Genomic DNA, 18,103 nt, shown 5'->3' with positions numbered 1-18,103 from the left:
TCCGCGTACCGATACGGTTGTGTACCGATACGCTTCCGTACCGGTACAGTGGCGTACCGGTGGGCGCACGGCCCGCGGGGTCCGGTGGGGTGCCGGGCGGACGGGACGAGGAGCTGAGGGATGACGTCGCAGGCCGCGGAGCGACCGGAGACGGTCGGCACCTCGCGCCGCTCCAAGATCACGCCCGAGCGTGAGCAGGAGTTCTTCGACGCCGTGCTGAACCAGATCCGCGAGTGCGGCTACGACGCCGTCACCATGGAGAAGGTCGCCGCCAGCACGCGGTGCAGCAAGTCCACGCTCTACCGCCAGTGGCGCACGAAACCCCGGTTCGTGGCCGCCGCACTGCGCTCCCGGCGGCAGACCCGGTTCACCGGGATCGACACCGGCACCCTCGCCGGTGATCTGCGCGAGGCGGCGCGGCGCGCGGGGGAGTGGGCGGTGCAGGACACCACCCTGCTGCAGGCCCTCGGGCTCGCGGTGACCCGGGACCGGGAACTGGCGCAGGCGCTGCGCGAGGCGCTGGTCGAGCCGGAGATCGCCGCGCTCGACGAGATCCTCCGCCGCGGCGTCGAGCGCGGCGAGGTGGCCTGGGACAACCCGGCGCTCGACCATGTGCCGGCCCAGATCTTCGGCGTGCTGCGGGCCCGGCCCGTGCTCGAGGGCGAGGACGCCGACCCGGACTACCTGGTCCGATTCGTGGACGCCGCCGTGCTGCCGGCCCTGGGCCTGCCCTGAGAACGGGGCCGCCGTCGACCGGATGACCGGACGGCGGTCCGACCGCGCCGCACCGTGGGGACGGGGGCGGCGCGCACCCCCCGGCCGGGTGGGGTGCCCCTGGAGCGGAGGGGCACCCCACCCGGCCGCTGCATCCGGGGCCGGTCCCGGCCGCCGCGCCCCTGCGCCCGGACCGGGGCGGGTGCGGACACCTGCGGACGCCGGCTCCGGGGCGGGTACGGACGCCGCGCTCCGGACGCCCCGTTCCGGCCGCCGCGCCCCGGGCGCCCCGATGATCCGTCCCGGCCGCCGTGCCCCGAGCGCCCGGATGTGCCGTCCCGCCCTCAGACCTCCTGCCCCCGGCCGCCGCCCGAGGCCGCCTCGATGCCCTCGGTGATCTCGTCCAGCAGGGACTGCTTCTGGTCGGTGTCCACACCGAGCCGGACGACGACGATCCGCTCCGGCCGTGCGGGGGAGGGGAAGGCGACCGACTGCACGAACCCGTCGGAGCCCTTGCTGGTCACCGCCCGCCAGCGCACCAGGTAGCCCTTCTGCCCAGCCACCGTCACCGCCTTCGAGGCCAGCACGTCGTGGCGGGTGATCCTCCCGTACGAGGAGCCGCCGTAGGACTCCTCGGCGTTCTCGGCGATGTCCGCCTTGGCGATCTCCTCGGGCGTGCTGCCGCGGGTGCCGAGCAGCAGGGCCGGTGACGAGTAGGCGCCGCCCTTGGTGCAGGTCTTGGAGCTGTCGCCGGGGCACTTGTAGGTCTCCTCCGACGACACATGGGCGCCCACCTGCATCTCCTGGCCGGTCCAGCCCTTCGGGACGGGCAGGCTGATCCCGCTCAGCGTGTCGGTCACCGAACCGCTCCGCACCAGGGGCGGATCGGACCCCTCCGGTCCCGGTTCGGCTCCGTCCGGACCGCCGCCGGACCCGCCGTCCCTGCCGTCCCTGCCGGAGTCGCCGTCCCGGTCGCCCCGCCCGCCGTCACGGTCCGGGCGCTCCTGGGAGGCCGAGGACCCGCGTCCGCCGTCGTCGTCGGCCAGCACGTAGACGCCCGCCCCGATGCTCGCCAGGACCGCGACCGCCGCCGCCACGGCCGCCCCGGTCCGGACCGCGCGCCGTCGCCGGGACGGCGGCCGGACGGGCGCCGGGGGACCCCAGCCGGCGGCCTGCCCCGACGGGCGCACCTGATCCGTCCAGGCACCGCCGTCCCACCAGCGCTCGGTGGCGGGCCCGTCCTTCTTCTGCCCGGGATCGGGGTACCACCCGGGAGGAGTCAGCTGCGTCATGCCCCCACCGTAAGCGGCGTCGGTGAGAGCCGGATGAGAGAGCGGAAGAACCGTTCCTCCCTGGTGCGACGACCCGTCAGACCGCACAGTCGCAAGCCTTGTTGACCCGCACCGCTCCTGGTGAGCGCGGTGATGCGTCGACCCTTCGCACCCCGGGTCACCCGTCGCGGCAACTCATGCTCCGACCCGTCACCGTTCGGGCACGCAGAGGGATACGCTCGAGGTCTGTACGTCGTTCGGGCGACTTGGGGAGGTAGCGGGATGACGGAGGTACGGCCCAAGGCCGGAGCCTCGGCCCTGTGGGAGCGGGAGGCGGAGATCGCCGCCATCGCACAGGCCGTCGACACCCTGTGTGCCGACCGCACCTCGTCCGGCAGCCTGCTGGTGCTCCGCGGCGAGGCCGGACTCGGCAAGACCGCGCTGCTCGCCGAGACCCGCCGCATCGCCGAACAGCGCGGCTGCACCGTCTGGTCCGCGCGCGGCGGCGAGACCCTTCGCTCCGTCCCCTTCAACGTCGTACGCCAGCTCCTGCAGCCCGCGCTGCTGTCGATGCTGCCGGAGGAGGCCCGCGAGTACCTCGGCGACTGGTACGACATCGCCGGACCCGCCCTCGGCATCGCCGAACCGGGCGACCGGCACGCCGACCCTCAGGGCGTGTGCGAGGGCCTGGTCGCCGCGGTGCGCAGGCTGGCCCGCCGGGACTGGCCGCTGGTGCTGCTGATCGACGACGCCCACTGGGCCGACCAGGAGACCCTGCACTGGCTGGCCGCCTTCGCCGAACGCCTCGACGACCTGCCCGTCCTGGTCGTGGTGGCCCGCAGGCCCGGCGACATCTCCGGGGTCGGCGCCCGCCACCTGGACGCCGTGGTCGCCGCGTCCGACCACCCCGTCACCACCCTCAGCGCGCTCACACCCGAGGCCACCACCGGGCTCACCCGCGCCACCCTCGGCGAACACGCCGACGCCGCGTTCTGCCGCGAGGTGTGGGCCGTCACCGGCGGCAACCCCTACGAGACCGTCGAACTCCTCGCCAAGGTCCAGGACAGCGCGCTCGAACCGGTCGAGGCGCACGCCGGTGAACTGCGCGCGCTCAACCAGTCCGCCCGCGGCGGCGGCCTCGTCGCCCGCCTGGAGCAACTCGGCATCGACGCCACCCGGTTCGCCTGGGCCGCCGCCATCCTCGGCACCGGCGTCACCGTCGACCTGGTGGCCCGCCTCGCCACCCTGGAGCACGACGCCGCCGTCCGCTGCGCCGAACTCCTGCGCAGCGCCCGCATCCTGACCTCGCCCGACCCGGCGAGCCACGGCGGCGCCCCGGCCGACCTGGAGTTCGTGCACCCGCTGATCGCCACCGCCGTCTACAACTCCATCCCCGACGCCCTGCGCCGCGCCATGCACGGCATAGCGGCCCGCATCGTCACCGACTCCGGGCGGGGCGCCGCCGCGGCCGCCCGGCACCTGATCGAGGTCCACCCGGACGACGACGAGGAACTCGTCGAGCAGCTGCGCGAGGCCGCCCGCGAGCATCTCGCCGTCGGCGCCCCGGACGCCGCCCGCCGGTGCCTGGAACGCGCCCTGGAGGAACCGCCCCGCCCCGAGGTCCACGCCCAGGTCCTCTACGAACTGGGCTGCGCCACCTTCCTCACCGCGCCCGCCCGGACCATCGGGCATCTGCGCGCCGCGCTCGGCATGCCCGGCCTCGACGGCGACCAGCGGGTGGACGCCGTGGTCCGGCTCTCCCAGGCACTGCTGCACAACGACCAGATGGAGGAGGCGGTCCGCACGGTCGAGGCGGAGGCCGCCCGGCTGGAGCCGGGACCGGCCCGGATGCGGCTGCAGGCCGTGCAGTTCATGTGGGAGGGCATCCACGCCGGCGCCACCCTCACCCCGAACCGCTCCGAACGCCTCGCCGAGCTCGCCGCCACCTGCACCGGACGCGACAACTCCGAGCGGGCGCTGCTCATCCTGCACGCCTTCGACGCCATGATGCGCGGCGAGAACGCCGAGGAGATCGTCGAACTGTGCGACCGCGCCCTGGTCGACGGCCGCCTCGCCCCCGGACTCGGCTGGACCGACTCGGAGTGGGGTGTGGAGCTGCTGCTGATGCTGGCCGGCGTCTACGCCTACACCGACTGCCTGGACCGCGCCGAGGCCCTCTACAACGAGGCCCTGCACGCCTATGAGTCGGCCGGCTGGAGCGGCGGCCACCTGGCCCTCGCCCACGCCTATGTCGGGCTCGGGCACCGCAGGCGCGGCCGGCTCGCGGAGGCGGAGGCCTCTCTGCGCGAGTCTGCGCCTCGCCGAGAAGGTCGGGCGCGGGCTGCCGCTGTACTGGACGGCGACCTGCAACCTGGTCGACACGCTGCTCGCCCGCGGCCGTGTCGACGAGGCCTGGGCGATCGCCGAGCAGTACGACTTCGCCCCGCCGTACCCGTCCACCATCGTGCTGCCCGACCCGCGTTCGGTGCGCGGCCGGCTGCTGCTCGCAGTGGGCCGCACCAAGGACGGCATCAACGAGCTGGAGGCCGCCGAGAAGGCCGCCGTGACCCGCGGCCACCACAACCCGGTGCATGTCTTCTGCGCCGCCGACCTCGCCCGCGCGCTGGCCACCGAGGACCCCGAGAGGGCGGCCCGGCTCGCCGTCGACGTGCGCCGGCGGGCCGAACGCTTCGGCACCGCCACCGCGCTGGGGGAGGCACTGCGGGTGGCCGCGGCCCTGGAGACCGGCCAGCGGGCGGTCCGGCTCGCCGGGCAGGCCGTCGCCCACCTGGAGTCCTCGCCCTGCCAGTACGAACACGCCGCGGCCCGCGTCGAGTACGGCATCCTCGCGCGCTCCGCGTCCGACCTGGAGCGGGGCCTTGCCCTGGCCCGCTCCTGCGGCGCCGACGGCCTCGCCGAGCGCGCCAGGGCGGAGCTGGACGCGGGGGCGGGCCTGCGCTGAGCGGGTGGCCGACGGCGCTCCGCGTCCGACCTGGAGCGGGGGCCGTGGCGACGGTGCGGCCCGGGTCCGCCGGGTCAGGGCGCCTTCGCGTAGACGACCCACACCTGGCCGCGGGCGAAGTTCATCCGCTCGCCCTCCTCGGTGGTGAAGGTGGTGCCGTCCTCGGCGCCGGGCCGGTTCCACCGCGCCTCGTAGGCCTTGCCGCCGCGCAGCACCAGGGCCTCGCCCGAGCCCACCGTCTCGGTGTACGGGGTGTTGTTGCCGAGGAAGTCCTGGAACTTCGACGGCCGGACCGTCACGTACTGCACGACCACGGTCGCCGGTGCCAGCCGGCCGCCGTCGCTGGTGAGCGCGGGGCTGCCGTCCAGCGACACCAGCCAGCGGCCGTCCCCGGCCGACCAGGTGAAGGTGAAGCGGGCCGCCGGGTAGCGCACCGTGCGGGAGACCTCGGGCGTGCCGCCGGACGGGGCCCGGCCGAAGCGGAATCCGGTGGTGAGCGCCTCGGCACCCGCCGGCCGGTCCATCAGCCGCCCCGGACGCAGGTAGAGGTTGTGCGGTGCGGGACGGCCGGCGCCCCTGGTGTAGACGCCGGAGAACGACTCGGGCGTGACCGCGGTCAGGGGTGCCGCCTCGATCAGCGGCTTCAGCTTGCTCTGTGCGCCGGAGTAGGCCAGCACCGGCCGGTCGAACTGGCGCAGCAGTTCCAGATCGGCCTCGCGGGCACTGCGCACCGGTCCGACCCGGTCCGGCAGCCGCGTGGCGTACACCGCCATCAGCCGGCTCAGCCCGCCCTCGACCTGCTCCACGTACACCACATCGGCGTCCTCGACCCCGGTGTGCGGGCGGGCCCCCCGAGCGTTGTCGATCTTCACGGCGAGCACCGCGGGGCCGGGCTCACGCCCGGACGTCCCCGGTGACCGCTGCGACGGGCCGCGCCCGTCGTCGGGATCGCCCGGCACGGTGCAGCCCGCGGCGAGTCCTGCTGCCAGGCAGAGCGCCAGCAACGATCTCACCGCGGTGCCGCGCCGCGTGCGCGCCCTTCGTCCCGTGCCCACCGTCGCCACCACGCCCTGTCGTCGAGTGTCTTGATTGTGCGCTTGTCTGATCGTCGGTTGCTATACCCGATCGGGAGTGATCCCGCGCTGCGGTTCCGCCGATCGGCCCAGCGGCCCACGATTCGCCGCGGGTGCCCTCGGGTACCCGGTGCCCCACCGCAGGGGCCGAACAGCGGCCGGCACGGAGGGAGCGCTCGGCGATGAAGGCAGTGACCTGGCAGGGCAAGCGGGACGTCCGGGTGGAGAACGTCCCCGATCCCAGGATCGAGGAACCGACGGACGCGATCATCCGCATCACCTCGAGCGGGCTGTGCGGATCCGATCTGCACCTGTACGAGGTGCTCACCCCGTTCATGACACCCGGCGACATCCTGGGCCACGAGCCGATGGGCATCGTCGAGGAGGTCGGCGCCGGTGTGCCGGACCTCCAGGTGGGCGACCGGGTCGTGGTGCCGTTCCAGATAGCCTGCGGCAACTGCTGGATGTGCCTGACCGGGCTGCAGACCCAGTGCGAGACCACCCAGGTGCACTCCGAGGGCATGGGCGCACCCCTCTTCGGCTACACCCGGCTCTACGGTGCCGTCCCCGGCGCACAGGCCGAGTACCTGCGCGTGCCGCAGGCCCAGTACGGGCCGATCAAGGTCCCCGAGGGCCCGCCGGACGACCGCTTCGTCTACCTCTCCGACGTGCTGCCCACCGCCTGGCAGGCCGTCGCCTACGCCGACGTCCCCGAGGGCGGCAGCGTCGCCGTGCTCGGCCTCGGCCCCATCGGAGACATGGCCTGCCGGGTCGCCCGGCTCAGGGGCGCCGGGCAGGTCTTCGGCGTCGACCTGGTGCCCGAGCGGCTCGCCCGGGTCCGCGAGCGGGGCGTGGAGACCTTCGACCTGCGTTCCTTCCACGACGAGAAGGAACTCGTCGAGGCGATCAAGGACCGCACCGACGGGCGCGGCCCCGACGCCGTGATCGACGCCGTCGGCACCGAGGCGCACGGCAGCCACATGGCCCGGCTGGTGCAGAACGCCGCCGCCATGATGCCCCGCAAACTGAGCGGTCCCATGGCGGAACGCTTCAGCGTCGACCGCCTCACCGCCCTGCACACCGCGATCGAGCTGGTGCGCCGCGGCGGCACCATCTCCATCTCCGGCGTCTACGGCGGCATGGCCGACCCGATGCCCCTGCTGACCATGTTCGACAAGCAGCTCCAGGTGCGCATGGGCCAGGCCAACGTGCGCCGCTGGAGCGACGAGATCATCCCGCACCTCACCGACGACGACCCGCTCGGCGTGGAGGACTTCGCCACCCACCGGGTGCCGCTGAGTGAGGCACCGCAGGCCTACGAGATGTTCCAGCAGAAGCGGGACGGCGCGGTCAAGATCCTCATGCAGCCCTGACCGGGAAGCGGCCCTGACGGACACCGTGTCAGGGCCCGCCGAGGATCTCCGCCAGGTCGTACCGGACCGGCTCCTCCAGCTGCGCATAGGTGCAGCTCTCCGGGGTGCGGTCCGGGCGCCAGCGGCGGAAGCGGGCGGTGTGCCGGAAGCGCTGCCCGTTCTCCATGTGGTCGTAGGCCACCTCGGCGACCCGCTCCGGCCGGAGCGGCACCCACGACAGATCCTTCTTGCCGGTCCAGCGGCTCGGCGCCCCCGGGAGCCGCGCCGACTCGTGCGCCGCCTCCTCCGCCCACGCCGCCCAGGGGTGCCCCCGGACGTCGTCCATCCGCAGCGGCTCCAGCTCCTCCACCAGCTCCGCGCGCCGCTTCATGGTGAACGCCGCCGACACCCCCACGTGCTGCAGAGTGCCCTTGTCGTCGTAGAGACCGAGCAGCAGTGAGCCCACCACCGGGCCGCTCTTGTGCAGCCGGTACCCGGCCACCACCACATCGGCGGTCCGCTCGTGCTTGATCTTGTACATGGCGCGCTCGTCCTGCAGGTAGCGCAGGGTGAGCGGTTTGGCGATCACCCCGTCGAGACCGGCACCCTCGTACTGCTCGAACCACCCCTGGGCGACCTCGACGTCCGTCGTCGCCGGCGCGACATGCACCGGCGGGGTCATCCCCGACAGCGCCTCGGCCAGCCGCTCCCGTCGCTCGGTCAGCGGGGCCTTGAGCAGCGACTCGTCACCGAGCGCCAGCACGTCGAAGGCGACGAACGAGGCCGGCGTGCGCTCGGCCAGCATCCGCACCCGTGAATCGGCCGGGTGGATCCGCTCGGTCAGCGCGTCGAAGTCCAGCCGCCCCTCCCGTGCGATCACGATCTCCCCGTCCAGCACGCACCGCTCTGGCACCCGTTCCCGCAGCGCCTCCACCAGCTCGGGAAAGTACCTGGTCAGCGGCTTCCCGGTGCGGCTGCCCAGCTCCACCTCGTCCCCGTCACGGAACACGATCGCCCGGAACCCGTCCCACTTCGCCTCGTACTGCATCCCCGCCGGGATGCTCGCCACCGACTTGGCGAGCATCGGCTTCACAGGAGGCATCACGGGCAGATCCATGCTCCGACTCTAAGGAGCACGGGCGCCGGCCGCCCGTCGGGCGGGACCGGTCACTCCCCGGCGCCGGCCGGGACCACAGGCGTGCGCACCGGCGTTCCCGGCTCACCGGTCCGGCACGCCCGCCCTGCCGCTACCATTGCGCCACCATGACCCGAGCCTGGACCTTCCCGCTGCTGCTGGCGCTCAGCGGTGCCGTGGTCGCGGCCATGCTGATCCTCGCGGGCAGTCCAGTCGCGGCGACGGCACTCCTCCTGGCGTTCCTGCTGCCGGCCGCCGTCAGCTCACCCCTGATCTTCCCGAGGCCCGTCCCCGCGCGGGAGGCACAGCGCCGCAGCGCGGCCGACGGCCGGCCGGTCGTCTACTGGCGCCCGGGCTGCCGGTACTGCATCCGCCTGCGCATCCGCCTGGGCCGCGCCTCCCGACAGCTGCACTGGGTCGACATCTGGCGCGACCCGGACGGCGCCGCAGCGGTGAGAGCGGCCAACGACGGCGACGAGACCGTACCCACCGTCGTGGTCTGCGGCCGGGCGCACACCAACCCCGACCCCCGGTGGGTGCGCACGCAGCTTCCCGCCGCCCGCTGACCGGGAGGCCGCCGGTCTCACGCCGACGCCCTGCGCACCAGCGTCGTCGGGAGTATCACGCTGGACGGGGCCTGGGCGAGGCCGCGGAGGAGGAGGCGGGCCATCAGGCGTCCCATCTCCTCGATGTCCTGACGGACCGTCGTCAGGGCGGGTTCGGTCTGCTCGGCGATCGGGGGCATGTCGTCGAAACCGACGACCGCCACGTCGTCCGGCACCCGGCGTCCGTGCTCGCGCAGCGCGCGCAGCGCGCCGGCCGCGGTGAGGTCGTTCGCGGCGAACACCGCGTCCAGGTCGGGGCAGCGGGCCAGCAGCGCGTGCATCGCCCGCTCGCCGGTCCCGGCGGTGAAGTCGCCCTCCTCGACCAGGCGCGGATCGGCGTCCACCATCACGTCCCGGTAGCCGTCCAGGCGGTCGGCCGCCGAGGTCTGGTCCAGGGGGCCGGTGATGTGCGCGATCCGGGCGCGGCCCAGGCCGAGGAGGTGGCGTACGGCGTCCCGGGCGCCGCCCCGGTTGTCGCTGTCGACGTACACCACGCCGTCCCGGCCGCCCGACCAGCCGGGGCGGCCGCCGAAGACGGTGGGCACTCCGGCCCGCTGGATCAGCTCCGGCAGCGGGTCGTCGAGGTGGAGGGAGAAGACCAGGGCGCCGTCCACATGGCCGCCGGCGAGATAGCGGCCGACCCGGGCGTGGTCGTCGCGGCCCTCGGTGAGCAGCAGCACCAACTGGTTGTCGTGGGCCGTCAGTTCCTTGCTGATGCCGCGCAGCTGACGGGCGAAGAACGGGTCGGCGAAGACGCGGCTCTCCGGCTCGGCCACGATCACCGCGACCGCGTCATGCCGCTTGGTCACCAGACTGCGTGCCGCCTGATTGGGCACGTAACCGAGTTCCTCGACGGCCTGCTGCACCCGTTCGACCAGGGCCTGTCTGACTCCGTCCCCGCCGTTGACCACGCGGGAGACGGTGGCCCGCGACACCCCGGCGCGCGCGGCCACGGCCTCCAGCGTGGGTCTCGGCGCTGTGTCGGTCACGTCGGGGCTCCTCACCTGCGGTTGCGGGACAGGATAATCCCGTGACCGCGGTCAGGAGAGGGCGTTCTCGATCACGAAGGGCGGTCATGGCTCCCGGGCCCGGCGGTGGTGCCGCGGTGCGCATGCGGGTCGTACCCCGGAATGGTGCCGTCCGGCTTCTTCACCTTGAACAGGCCCACCATGCCCATGTCCGAGTGGCTCTGGACGTGGCAGTGGTACATCCACGCCCCGGCCCCGACACCCTCCCCGGCGATCACCTGGAAGCCGAACGAGTCCGCCGGGCCCGTGATCTTGTTGTCGATGACCGGGCTCGGGTCGTCGGGGCCGGTGAGCATCCCGGTGCGGTTGTCGGCCCAGCGGTGACCGTGCATGTGGAAGGTGTGGTAGTACTCGCCGTGCGTGATCACGACGAACTCGACGCGGTCGCCCACCGTCGCCTCGAAGTCGGGGCCGGTGTGCGGGGCGCGGTTGTTGATCGTCATGTCGTTGAAGACGATCGTGTGGGTCGCGTCCGGCAGTACGTCGCCCTTGCGGCGCACGATCACCGGGCCGTAGAGCCCGTTGCGGATGCCGCCGGTGCCGTGCACCGTGCCGACCACATGGTCGTGGTAGTGCCAGTAACCCGCGCTGCCCGCACGCCAGGTGCCGTCGGCCCGCCGGCCGGGCGCGTGGGTGCGCCAGGTGTAGGTGCGGGTACCGCCCGGCTCGACATCGCTCCTGTTCTGCTTCGTCCCGTCGCTGGAGATCTCGTAGTCCAGGCCGTGCACATGGAGGCTCACCGGCACGTCCATGGTGTTCTCGAACTCGATGTGCAGGGTGTCGCCCTCATTGAGCTCGATCAGCGGGCCGGGGACCGACGCCTTGCCCTTCTCCAGGCCGTAGCCCATCTGCCCGTCGGGCAGCTTCTCGGCGTACATCGTGATGCGCTTCACCTCGCCGCCGGCGGGCGCGGTCCGCGCCGCCCGGACGGCACTGTGCGCGGCGGGTGCCGTGGCCAGCGGAGACAACGATGTCGCGACGGCCGCGCCGCCCAGCAGCACCCTGCGGTTGAAGCCGCGTCTGTCCATGCCGAACTCCCCAGGTGGCTGTCATGAACCTGTGGAACCGTAGCGTTCGGGCCCGAGTTTATCCACACCAAGGACAAAGTTCGTTGCATTGCGGCCATAGGTATTGGCGCGTGGCGAAAAGAGGTCTACCTTCCTTGACGCTGTTGCCGCGACCGATGAGGGGTGGGTGGCCACATGCGATTCACATCGCATCAGAAACCCGATCCGTTAAGAGGGTTGAGCACCAGAAGTCCGCGAACGGCCCGGAGAGCGAGACGGTCCGGCCCCCGGCGCCGCGCCTGGGTGGCAGCCGTCACCTCCGGGCTCGTCGCCGCCGGACTGCTGTCCGGCCCCGCCGCCAGCGCCCGCCCGGCGCCGGAGGTGACAACGATGTCCATCACGTCGCCCCCGGGCGGCTCCGACGTACGGGTGCTGCTGTTCTACGGCTCGGCCGCCGGCGGCGAGGAGTCCCCGCTGGTGAACGCCGGCATCGAGGCGATCGAGAAGATCGGCCTCACCGGCCCGGAGAACCAGCGCTTCAAGGTGACCGCCACCGGCAACGCCGACGTGTTCACCGATGCCGAGCGGCTCGGCCGCTTCAACACCGTGGTCTTCCTGACCGGCGGCGGCGACGTCCTCGACCCGGAGCAGGAAGCCGGCCTGGAGGCGTACATGGAGGCCGGCGGAGGCTTCCTCGGCATCCACGACGCGGCCCGCGCCGAGCCCTACTCGGACTGGTTCACCGGACTGATCGGCGCCCGCCCGGCCGCCTCCAGCCCGGCCACCGTGCAGCGGGCGACGGTCGAGGTCGGCGACCGCCGGCACCCGGCGACCAAGAGCCTGCCGATGGAGTGGAAGCGCCCCGACAAGTGGCTCAACTGGGTGAAGAACCCCTCCGGCGAGGTGCACACCGTCGCCCGGGTCCGCGAGTCCACCTACCAGCCCGGCTCGAGCGCCAACGGCTGGGACCACCCGGTGAGCTGGTGCCGCGACTACGACGGCGGCCGGTCCTTCTACACCGGCATGGGCGGCACGGTGTCGTCCTACGACGAGACCGACTTCCGCGAGCATCTGCGCGGCGCCCTGCTGTGGACCACCCGCCTGGTCCGCGCCGACTGCACGGCGACCATCACCGGCAACTACAAGGCCGAACGCCTCACCCAGCCCAACCAGCCCGGGCAGAACGACCAGATCGGTGAGCCGCACGGCCTGGTCACCGCCCCCGACGGCCGCGTCTTCTACATCGGCCGCGGCGGCGCCGACGCCTCCCAGCCCGTGATCACCGACTGGGAGGACCCCGACATCGGCAAGGGCAAGGGCCAGATCCACGTCTACGACCCGAGGACCAGGAAGGTCACCCTGGCCGGCGAGCTGACCGTCTTCGGCAACAAGGGCGGCGGCGACGAACTCGTCAAGGTCGAGGAGGGCCTGCTCGGCATCGAGCTGGACCCCGGGTTCTCCCAGAACGGCTGGGTCTATCTGCACTACACGCCGCACTCGGAGATCGACCGCGAGACCCACATGGCCGAACGCCGGGTCTCCCGCTTCACCTACGACGAGGCCACCGGCAAGCTCGACCTGAGCAGCGAGAAGGTGCTGCTGAAGTGGCCGGTGCAGATCCACAGCTGCTGCCACGCGGGCGGCGGCATGGCCTGGGACTCCAAGGGCAACCTCTACATCGCCACCGGCGACAACAACTCCAGCCGGTTCAGCGACGGTTACTCGGGCAACAACCCCGAGCCCAACTTCAAGGGCGTGTCCTTCGCCGACGCCCGCCGCACCGCGGGCAACACCAACAACCTCAACGGCAAGATCCTGCGCATCCACCCGGAGCCGGACGGGACGTACACCATCCCCGAGGGCAACCTCTTCACCGGGGAGGAACCCGACGAGGGCGGCGGCAAGACCCGCGGCGAGATCTATGTGATGGGCGTGCGCAACCCGGCCCGCATCTTCGTCGACAAGACGACCGACATCCTCTACGCGGGCTGGGTCGGTCCCGACGCAGGACAGCCCTCACCCGTGTGGGGCCCGGCCAAGTACGACACCTTCGCCGCCATCACCAAGGCCTCCAACCGGGGCTGGCCCTACTGCATGGGCAACAAGCAGCCCTACCGGGACCGCAACCTGCCCGACCCGTCCAAGCCGCTCGGCTGGTACGACTGCGACCACCCGAAGAACGAGTCGCCCAACAACGACGGCCTGGTCAACCTGCCGCCGGTGACCGCCAACAACATCTGGTACTCACCGCAGGGCGGCGGCCCCGACTTCCCGCGCGACGAGAACGGCGTCCCCTCCTACAAGGAGGAGGAGGCCATCTACCGGCTGCCCTGGCTCAAGGGCGGCGGCCAGGCCGCGATGAACGGCCCGGTCTACCGCTACGACGAGAGCAGCGACAGCTCCGTCAAGTGGCCCGCGTACTGGGACGGAAAGTGGTTCGTCGGCGACTTCTACGACGCCGACCAGCCGCGCAACGCCGTGCTGATGAACCCCGGGACGCTCGGCGACGGCGGACTGCCGGTGCACTCGGAGTCCCTGAAGAAGATCGTCCCGGTCGGCAACGACGGCATCAAGAACCTGATGGACTGGAAGTTCGGTCCGGACGGTGCCCTCTACGTCCTCGACTACGGGCGCGGCTTCTTCACCTCCGACGACAAGTCCGCGCTGTGGCGGGTCACCTACACCGGCGGCGGGCCGACCCCGGCCGCCGACCAGCTCGCAAGGGGGACACAGTGACACGACGGCGAAGAATGTGGGCCGCGCTGCTGGCCGGCCTGCTGATGGTGCTCGGCCTGCAGGCCGGGCCCGCCGCGGGGCAGCCCGAGGACGGGGCCGGCCGAGCGGCGGAACAGGTCCTGACCTGGACCGCCGGCAACGACATCGACAAGTACCTGTCCGCACCGGCCACCGCGGTGGCCGGACCGGCGACGATCGTGTTCGAGAACAGTGAGGCAACCGGCAACACCACCGGCATGCCGCACACGCTGACCTTCGTCACCGGAGACCCCGACTACAACAGCGACGTCCAGCTCAACATCCTGGCCAACCCGAACGACGCCAACGGCGGCCGGCACACCGCCGAGGTGACCCTCACCCCCGGCCGCTACAAGTACTACTGCACCATCCCCGGTCACGGGGAGATGCAGGGCGTCCTGGTGGTGACCGAGGGCGGCGGCGAGGACACCACCGCCCCCGAGGCCACCGCGAAGGTGGAGGGCACGCAGAACGCCGACGGCACCTACGTCGGCACGGCGAGCGTCGTCATCGAGGCCACCGACGAGGGCTCGGGCGTCGACCGCATCGAGTACGCGGTCGGCGACGACGCCTGGCAGCCGTACACCGCGCCCGTCGTCTTCGACCAGGTCGGCACGCACACGGTGCGGTACCGGGCCCTGGACAAGGCGGGCAATGTGTCCGAGGAGAAGAGCATCGAGTTCACGGTGGTCGCACCGGACTCCGAGGACACCACCCCGCCCGAGACCTCCGCGACCGTCGACGGCGAACAGAACGAGGACGGCGCCTACATCGACATGGCGACCGTCACCGTCACCGCCTCCGACACCGGATCCGGGGTCAACACCATCGAGTACGCCCTCGGCGACGGCGCCTGGCAGACCTACACCGGACCGGTGATGGTCCACCAGGCCGGCACCCACACCGTGCGCTACCGCGCCACCGACAGGGCGGGCAACGTCTCCGAGGAGAAGAGCGTCCAGTTCACGGTGGTCGCCGCACCGCCGAAGGACACCACCCCGCCGGTCACCGGTGTCAGCGTCGAGGGCGACCGCAACTCGGACGGCGCCTACATCGGCAACGCCAAGGTGACCGTCAGCGCCGCCGACGAGGGCGGATCCGGGGTCGCCGCCATCGAGTACTCCCTCGACGGCGGACCGTACCTCGCCTACACGCAGCCGGTGATCGTCGACCGGGCGGGCCGGCACACCCTGACCTACCGTGCCAGCGACAAGGCCGGCAACACCTCCGAGGCACTGTCCGTGAGCTTCACGGTGGTGCCCGGCGGCGGGGTGCCCGCGCCCAACTGCCCCGAGTACGACGAGCGGCTGACGGTGATCGTCGGCACCGTGGACTCCGGGGTGCCCAACCGGGTCACCGACAACCGGTGCCGGATCGGCGAGCTGATCGAGGACGAGAAGGAGTGGACCTCCCAGGCCCTCTTCCTCAAGCACGTGCGGACCGTGATGGACCGGCTGCTGAGGGAAGGGGTCGTCGACCGGCGCGAGTACCGGGCGATCAACCAGGCCGCCCGCCAGTCGGGCATCGGCAAGCCCGGCCAGACCGAGGGCTACCGCACCATCCTGGACGGCACCGAGGAGTCCTTCGCCAAGTGGGAGCACGTCGGCGGCGGTTCGTTCAGCCTGAACCCGGACGGCTCGATCACCTCCGGCACCACCGAGTCCGGCCTCGGCATGCTGTGGTTCCCCGAGCGCAAGTACGGCGACTTCTCGCTGAAGCTCCAGTGGCGGGACGACGCGCCCGGCACCGGCAACGCCAACGCCGGTGTGTTCGTACGGTTCCCGCAGATCCACGACCACCCCGAGGAGCCGCGCCCGGAGTGGGCCGCCATCAAGTTCGGTCACGAGGTGCAGATCCTGGACCTGCCCGACGGCGACATGTACAAGACGGGCTCGGTCTACGGCTTCGACCGGGTGGGTCTGGCCGGTGCGGGCGTGACCCAGAAGGGCACCTGGAACGACTACGAGATCCGGGTGGTGGACCAGCACTACGAGGTCTACCGCAACGGCGTGCTGATCAACGAGTTCGACAACACCGGAGGCCAGGAGTTCTACCCGCCCCGTGAGGACGACCCGGGCACCGACGGGCGGCGCTTCGCCTCCGGCTACATCGGACTGCAGGTGCACGGCACGACGGACGTGATCTCCTACCGGGATGTGAGGATCAAGGACCTGTAGGCCAGAACCACTGGATCCACGGGCAGGGTCCGCAGGTCAGGTCTGCTTCTTCGCCCGGCTCGGCTGTACCCGCTTGGGTTCCCCCGGCATCTTCGGATACTCGGGCGGGTACGGCAGATCACCGAGTCCGTGGTCGTGCTCGTCCCTGCGGGCCAGCTCGAGAAGCGGCTCCAGGGAGAACGCGTGATCGTCCATGTCCGCGTGCACGTCGCCGAGTTCGGCGAAGCGCGCGGGCATGGTCGCGAGATCGAAGTCCCCGGGATGCGCGACCCCGACCTCTTCCCAGCGCAGCGGGGCGGAGACGGGGGCGTTGGGGCGGGGGCGCACCGAGTAGGCGGAGGCGATGGTGCGGTCGCGGGCCGTCTGGTTGTAGTCGATGAAGATGCGCTCGCCGCGCTCCTCCTTCCACCACTTGATGGTCACCCGGTCCGGCATCCGCCGCTCCATCTCCCGGCCCACCGCGATGGCGGCCCGGCGGACCTGGGTGAAGGTCCAGCGCGGCTCGATCGGCACGAACACATGAATGCCCCGGCCGCCCGACGTCTTGGGCCAGCCGCGCATCCCGTAGGACTCGAGCAGGTCCCGCAGTTCATGGGCGGCGCGGGCGGCGTCGTCGTAGTCGGTGCCCGGCTGCGGGTCGAGGTCGATGCGCAGCTCGTCGGGGTGGTCCACGTCGTCGCGGCGCACCGGCCAGGGGTGGAAGACCAGTGTTCCGTACTGGGCGGCCCAGACGACGGCCGCCTCCTCGGTCGGGCACATCTCGTCGGCGCTGCGGCCGCTGGGAAAGGTGATGTGCGCGGTGGGGATCCAGTCGGGCATGTTCTTCGGTGCCCGCTTCTGGAAGAACGACTCGCCCGTCACCCCGTCGGGATAGCGCTCCAGGGTGGTGGGGCGGTCGCGCAGGGCGCGCAGAATGCCGGGGCCCACGGCCTGGTAGTAGCGGGCCAGGTCCAGCTTGGTGAAACCGCGCTCCGGGAAGAACACCTTGTCCGGGCTGGACAGCCGCACCGTCCGCCCGGCCACCTCCAGTTCCACCGCGTCACCCATGCGAGCCACGGTAGGCCCACCCCGGGAACCTCGCATACCGGACGAGCCGCGCGAGGCGGCCGATTGTCAGTGCCGGGTGCGAGACTCGGCACGAGGGTCGAAGACGACGGCCCCCGATCGGACTCGAGGAGGAGACGCCACATGCTGACCACCAGCTTCGTCGACGGCGGTCCTGACTGGATCGAGATCGGCGGGCCCGACGCCGAGGGCGCCGTGGCCTTCTACCGCGGTCTCTTCGGCTGGGAGTTCCGCTCCGCCGGCCCCCAGGCCGGGGGATACGGCTTCTTCGAGCTGGACGGCGACATCGTCGCGGCCTGCAATCCGGCCCAGGAGGCGACCGCCTGGACCCTGTACTTCCAGAGCCCCGACGCCGGGGCCACGGTCAAGACCGCCGAGCAGGCCGGGGCCACGGTGATCGAGCCGCCCACCCGGGGCATGGAGCAGGGAACCTCCGCGGTCCTCGCCGACCCGGCGGGAGTGCCGTTCGGCATCTGGGAGCCCGGCCGCCGCAAGGGACTCGACCGGGTCATGACGGCCGGTTCCCTGTGCTGGGCCGAGCTCTACACCCCGGACATCGCCCGCGCCGCCGCCTTCTTCAACACCGTGCTCGGGTGGGAGACCGAAGCCCTCACCTTCCCGACCGGTGTCTACACCTCCCTCGCAACGGCCGGCACCGGCGAGGAGGGCACCTTCGGCGGTCTGGTGTCGGTGGCCGACGATCCGGTCGAGGCCCGGTCGGGCGCCCGCCCCCACTGGCTGCCCTGCTTCGGCACCGACGACCCGGACGCGACCGTCTCCAGAGCCGTCGAGCTGGGCGCCGAGGTGCGCATGCCGGCCAACTCCATCCCCGGCGTGGGCCGCCTCGCCCGCCTCGAGGACCCCTACGGTGCGCGCTTCGCGGTCCTCAAGGGGGACCCGCGCCAGACCTGAGCCTCACCGGGCGTGCCGCCGTGCCTTTTCCGGGTGCCGGAGGCACAG

General features: G+C 72.2%; 12 protein-coding genes and 1 pseudogene. 7 read left to right on the top strand and 6 right to left on the bottom strand.

What is annotated here, in order from left to right; genetic code table 11:
* Window positions 1–120 precede the first annotated feature (120 nt).
* Complete coding sequence (locus HCJ93_RS06585) at window positions 121–735, top strand: TetR/AcrR family transcriptional regulator (protein ID WP_167991962.1); 615 nt, start codon at window positions 121–123, stop codon at window positions 733–735.
* A 323-nt stretch (window positions 736–1,058) separates the two neighbouring features.
* On the opposite strand, the gene HCJ93_RS06580 is transcribed toward HCJ93_RS06585, so the two are convergent.
* Window positions 1,059–2,006, bottom strand: a complete 948-nt coding sequence (locus tag HCJ93_RS06580) for a DUF2510 domain-containing protein (RefSeq protein ID WP_167991960.1) — start codon at window positions 2,004–2,006, stop codon at window positions 1,059–1,061.
* A 261-nt stretch (window positions 2,007–2,267) separates the two neighbouring features.
* Here HCJ93_RS06580 and HCJ93_RS06575 point away from each other — a divergent pair.
* Window positions 2,268–4,947: pseudogene (locus tag HCJ93_RS06575) on the top strand (ATP-binding protein).
* A gap of 74 nt (window positions 4,948–5,021) precedes the next feature.
* Here HCJ93_RS06575 and HCJ93_RS06570 read toward each other — a convergent pair.
* A complete protein-coding gene (locus HCJ93_RS06570; RefSeq protein WP_167992145.1) occupies window positions 5,022–6,011 on the bottom strand; it encodes a DUF3048 domain-containing protein in 990 nt (329 codons plus the stop codon).
* Between the two features lie 191 nt (window positions 6,012–6,202).
* Here HCJ93_RS06570 and HCJ93_RS06565 point away from each other — a divergent pair, with 191 nt between their 5' ends.
* A complete protein-coding gene (locus tag HCJ93_RS06565; protein WP_167991958.1) occupies window positions 6,203–7,393 on the top strand; it encodes a zinc-dependent alcohol dehydrogenase in 1,191 nt (396 codons plus the stop codon).
* 28 nt (window positions 7,394–7,421) lie between these two features.
* Here HCJ93_RS06565 and HCJ93_RS06560 read toward each other — a convergent pair whose 3' ends face one another.
* Window positions 7,422–8,489 carry an ATP-dependent DNA ligase gene (locus HCJ93_RS06560; RefSeq protein WP_167991957.1) on the bottom strand — a complete coding sequence of 356 codons (1,068 nt, stop codon included), beginning with the start codon at window positions 8,487–8,489 and terminating at the stop codon, window positions 7,422–7,424.
* A gap of 146 nt (window positions 8,490–8,635) precedes the next feature.
* On the opposite strand from HCJ93_RS06560, the gene HCJ93_RS06555 reads away from it, so the two are divergent.
* Window positions 8,636–9,073, top strand: a complete 438-nt coding sequence (locus HCJ93_RS06555) for a glutaredoxin domain-containing protein (protein WP_167991955.1) — start codon at window positions 8,636–8,638, stop codon at window positions 9,071–9,073.
* A 17-nt stretch (window positions 9,074–9,090) separates the two neighbouring features.
* Here HCJ93_RS06555 and HCJ93_RS06550 read toward each other — a convergent pair whose 3' ends face one another.
* Both HCJ93_RS06550 and HCJ93_RS06545 read right to left on the bottom strand, forming a co-directional pair.
* Window positions 9,091–10,101 carry a LacI family DNA-binding transcriptional regulator gene (locus tag HCJ93_RS06550; RefSeq protein WP_167991954.1) on the bottom strand — a complete coding sequence of 337 codons (1,011 nt, stop codon included), beginning with the start codon at window positions 10,099–10,101 and terminating at the stop codon, window positions 9,091–9,093.
* A gap of 71 nt (window positions 10,102–10,172) precedes the next feature.
* A complete protein-coding gene (locus tag HCJ93_RS06545; RefSeq protein ID WP_167991952.1) occupies window positions 10,173–11,168 on the bottom strand; it encodes a multicopper oxidase domain-containing protein in 996 nt (331 codons plus the stop codon).
* Between the two features lie 174 nt (window positions 11,169–11,342).
* Here HCJ93_RS06545 and HCJ93_RS06540 point away from each other — a divergent pair, with 174 nt between their 5' ends.
* Window positions 11,343–13,883: a ThuA domain-containing protein gene (locus tag HCJ93_RS06540; RefSeq protein WP_167991950.1), complete on the top strand. Its 2,541-nt coding sequence runs from the start codon at window positions 11,343–11,345 to the stop codon at window positions 13,881–13,883.
* 14 nt (window positions 13,884–13,897) lie between these two features.
* Window positions 13,898–16,078 carry an OmpL47-type beta-barrel domain-containing protein gene (locus tag HCJ93_RS06535; protein ID WP_167992144.1) on the top strand — a complete coding sequence of 727 codons (2,181 nt, stop codon included), beginning with the start codon at window positions 13,898–13,900 and terminating at the stop codon, window positions 16,076–16,078.
* Between the two features lie 36 nt (window positions 16,079–16,114).
* On the opposite strand, the gene ligD is transcribed toward HCJ93_RS06535, so the two are convergent.
* Window positions 16,115–17,125, bottom strand: a complete 1,011-nt coding sequence (ligD, locus tag HCJ93_RS06530) for a non-homologous end-joining DNA ligase (RefSeq protein ID WP_167991948.1) — start codon at window positions 17,123–17,125, stop codon at window positions 16,115–16,117.
* Window positions 17,126–17,266: 141 nt separating this feature from the next.
* On the opposite strand from ligD, the gene HCJ93_RS06525 reads away from it, so the two are divergent.
* The gene (locus HCJ93_RS06525; protein ID WP_167991946.1) at window positions 17,267–18,055 is read left to right on the top strand and encodes a VOC family protein; all 789 of its coding nucleotides are present in this window, start codon (window positions 17,267–17,269) and stop codon (window positions 18,053–18,055) included.
* The last annotated feature ends 48 nt before the right edge of the window (window positions 18,056–18,103 follow it).

This window comes from Streptomyces composti (assembly GCF_012034205.1).
In the GTDB taxonomy this organism is placed as follows: domain Bacteria; phylum Actinomycetota; class Actinomycetes; order Streptomycetales; family Streptomycetaceae; genus Streptomyces; species Streptomyces composti.
This window is presented reverse-complemented; position numbering and strand designations above follow the sequence as displayed.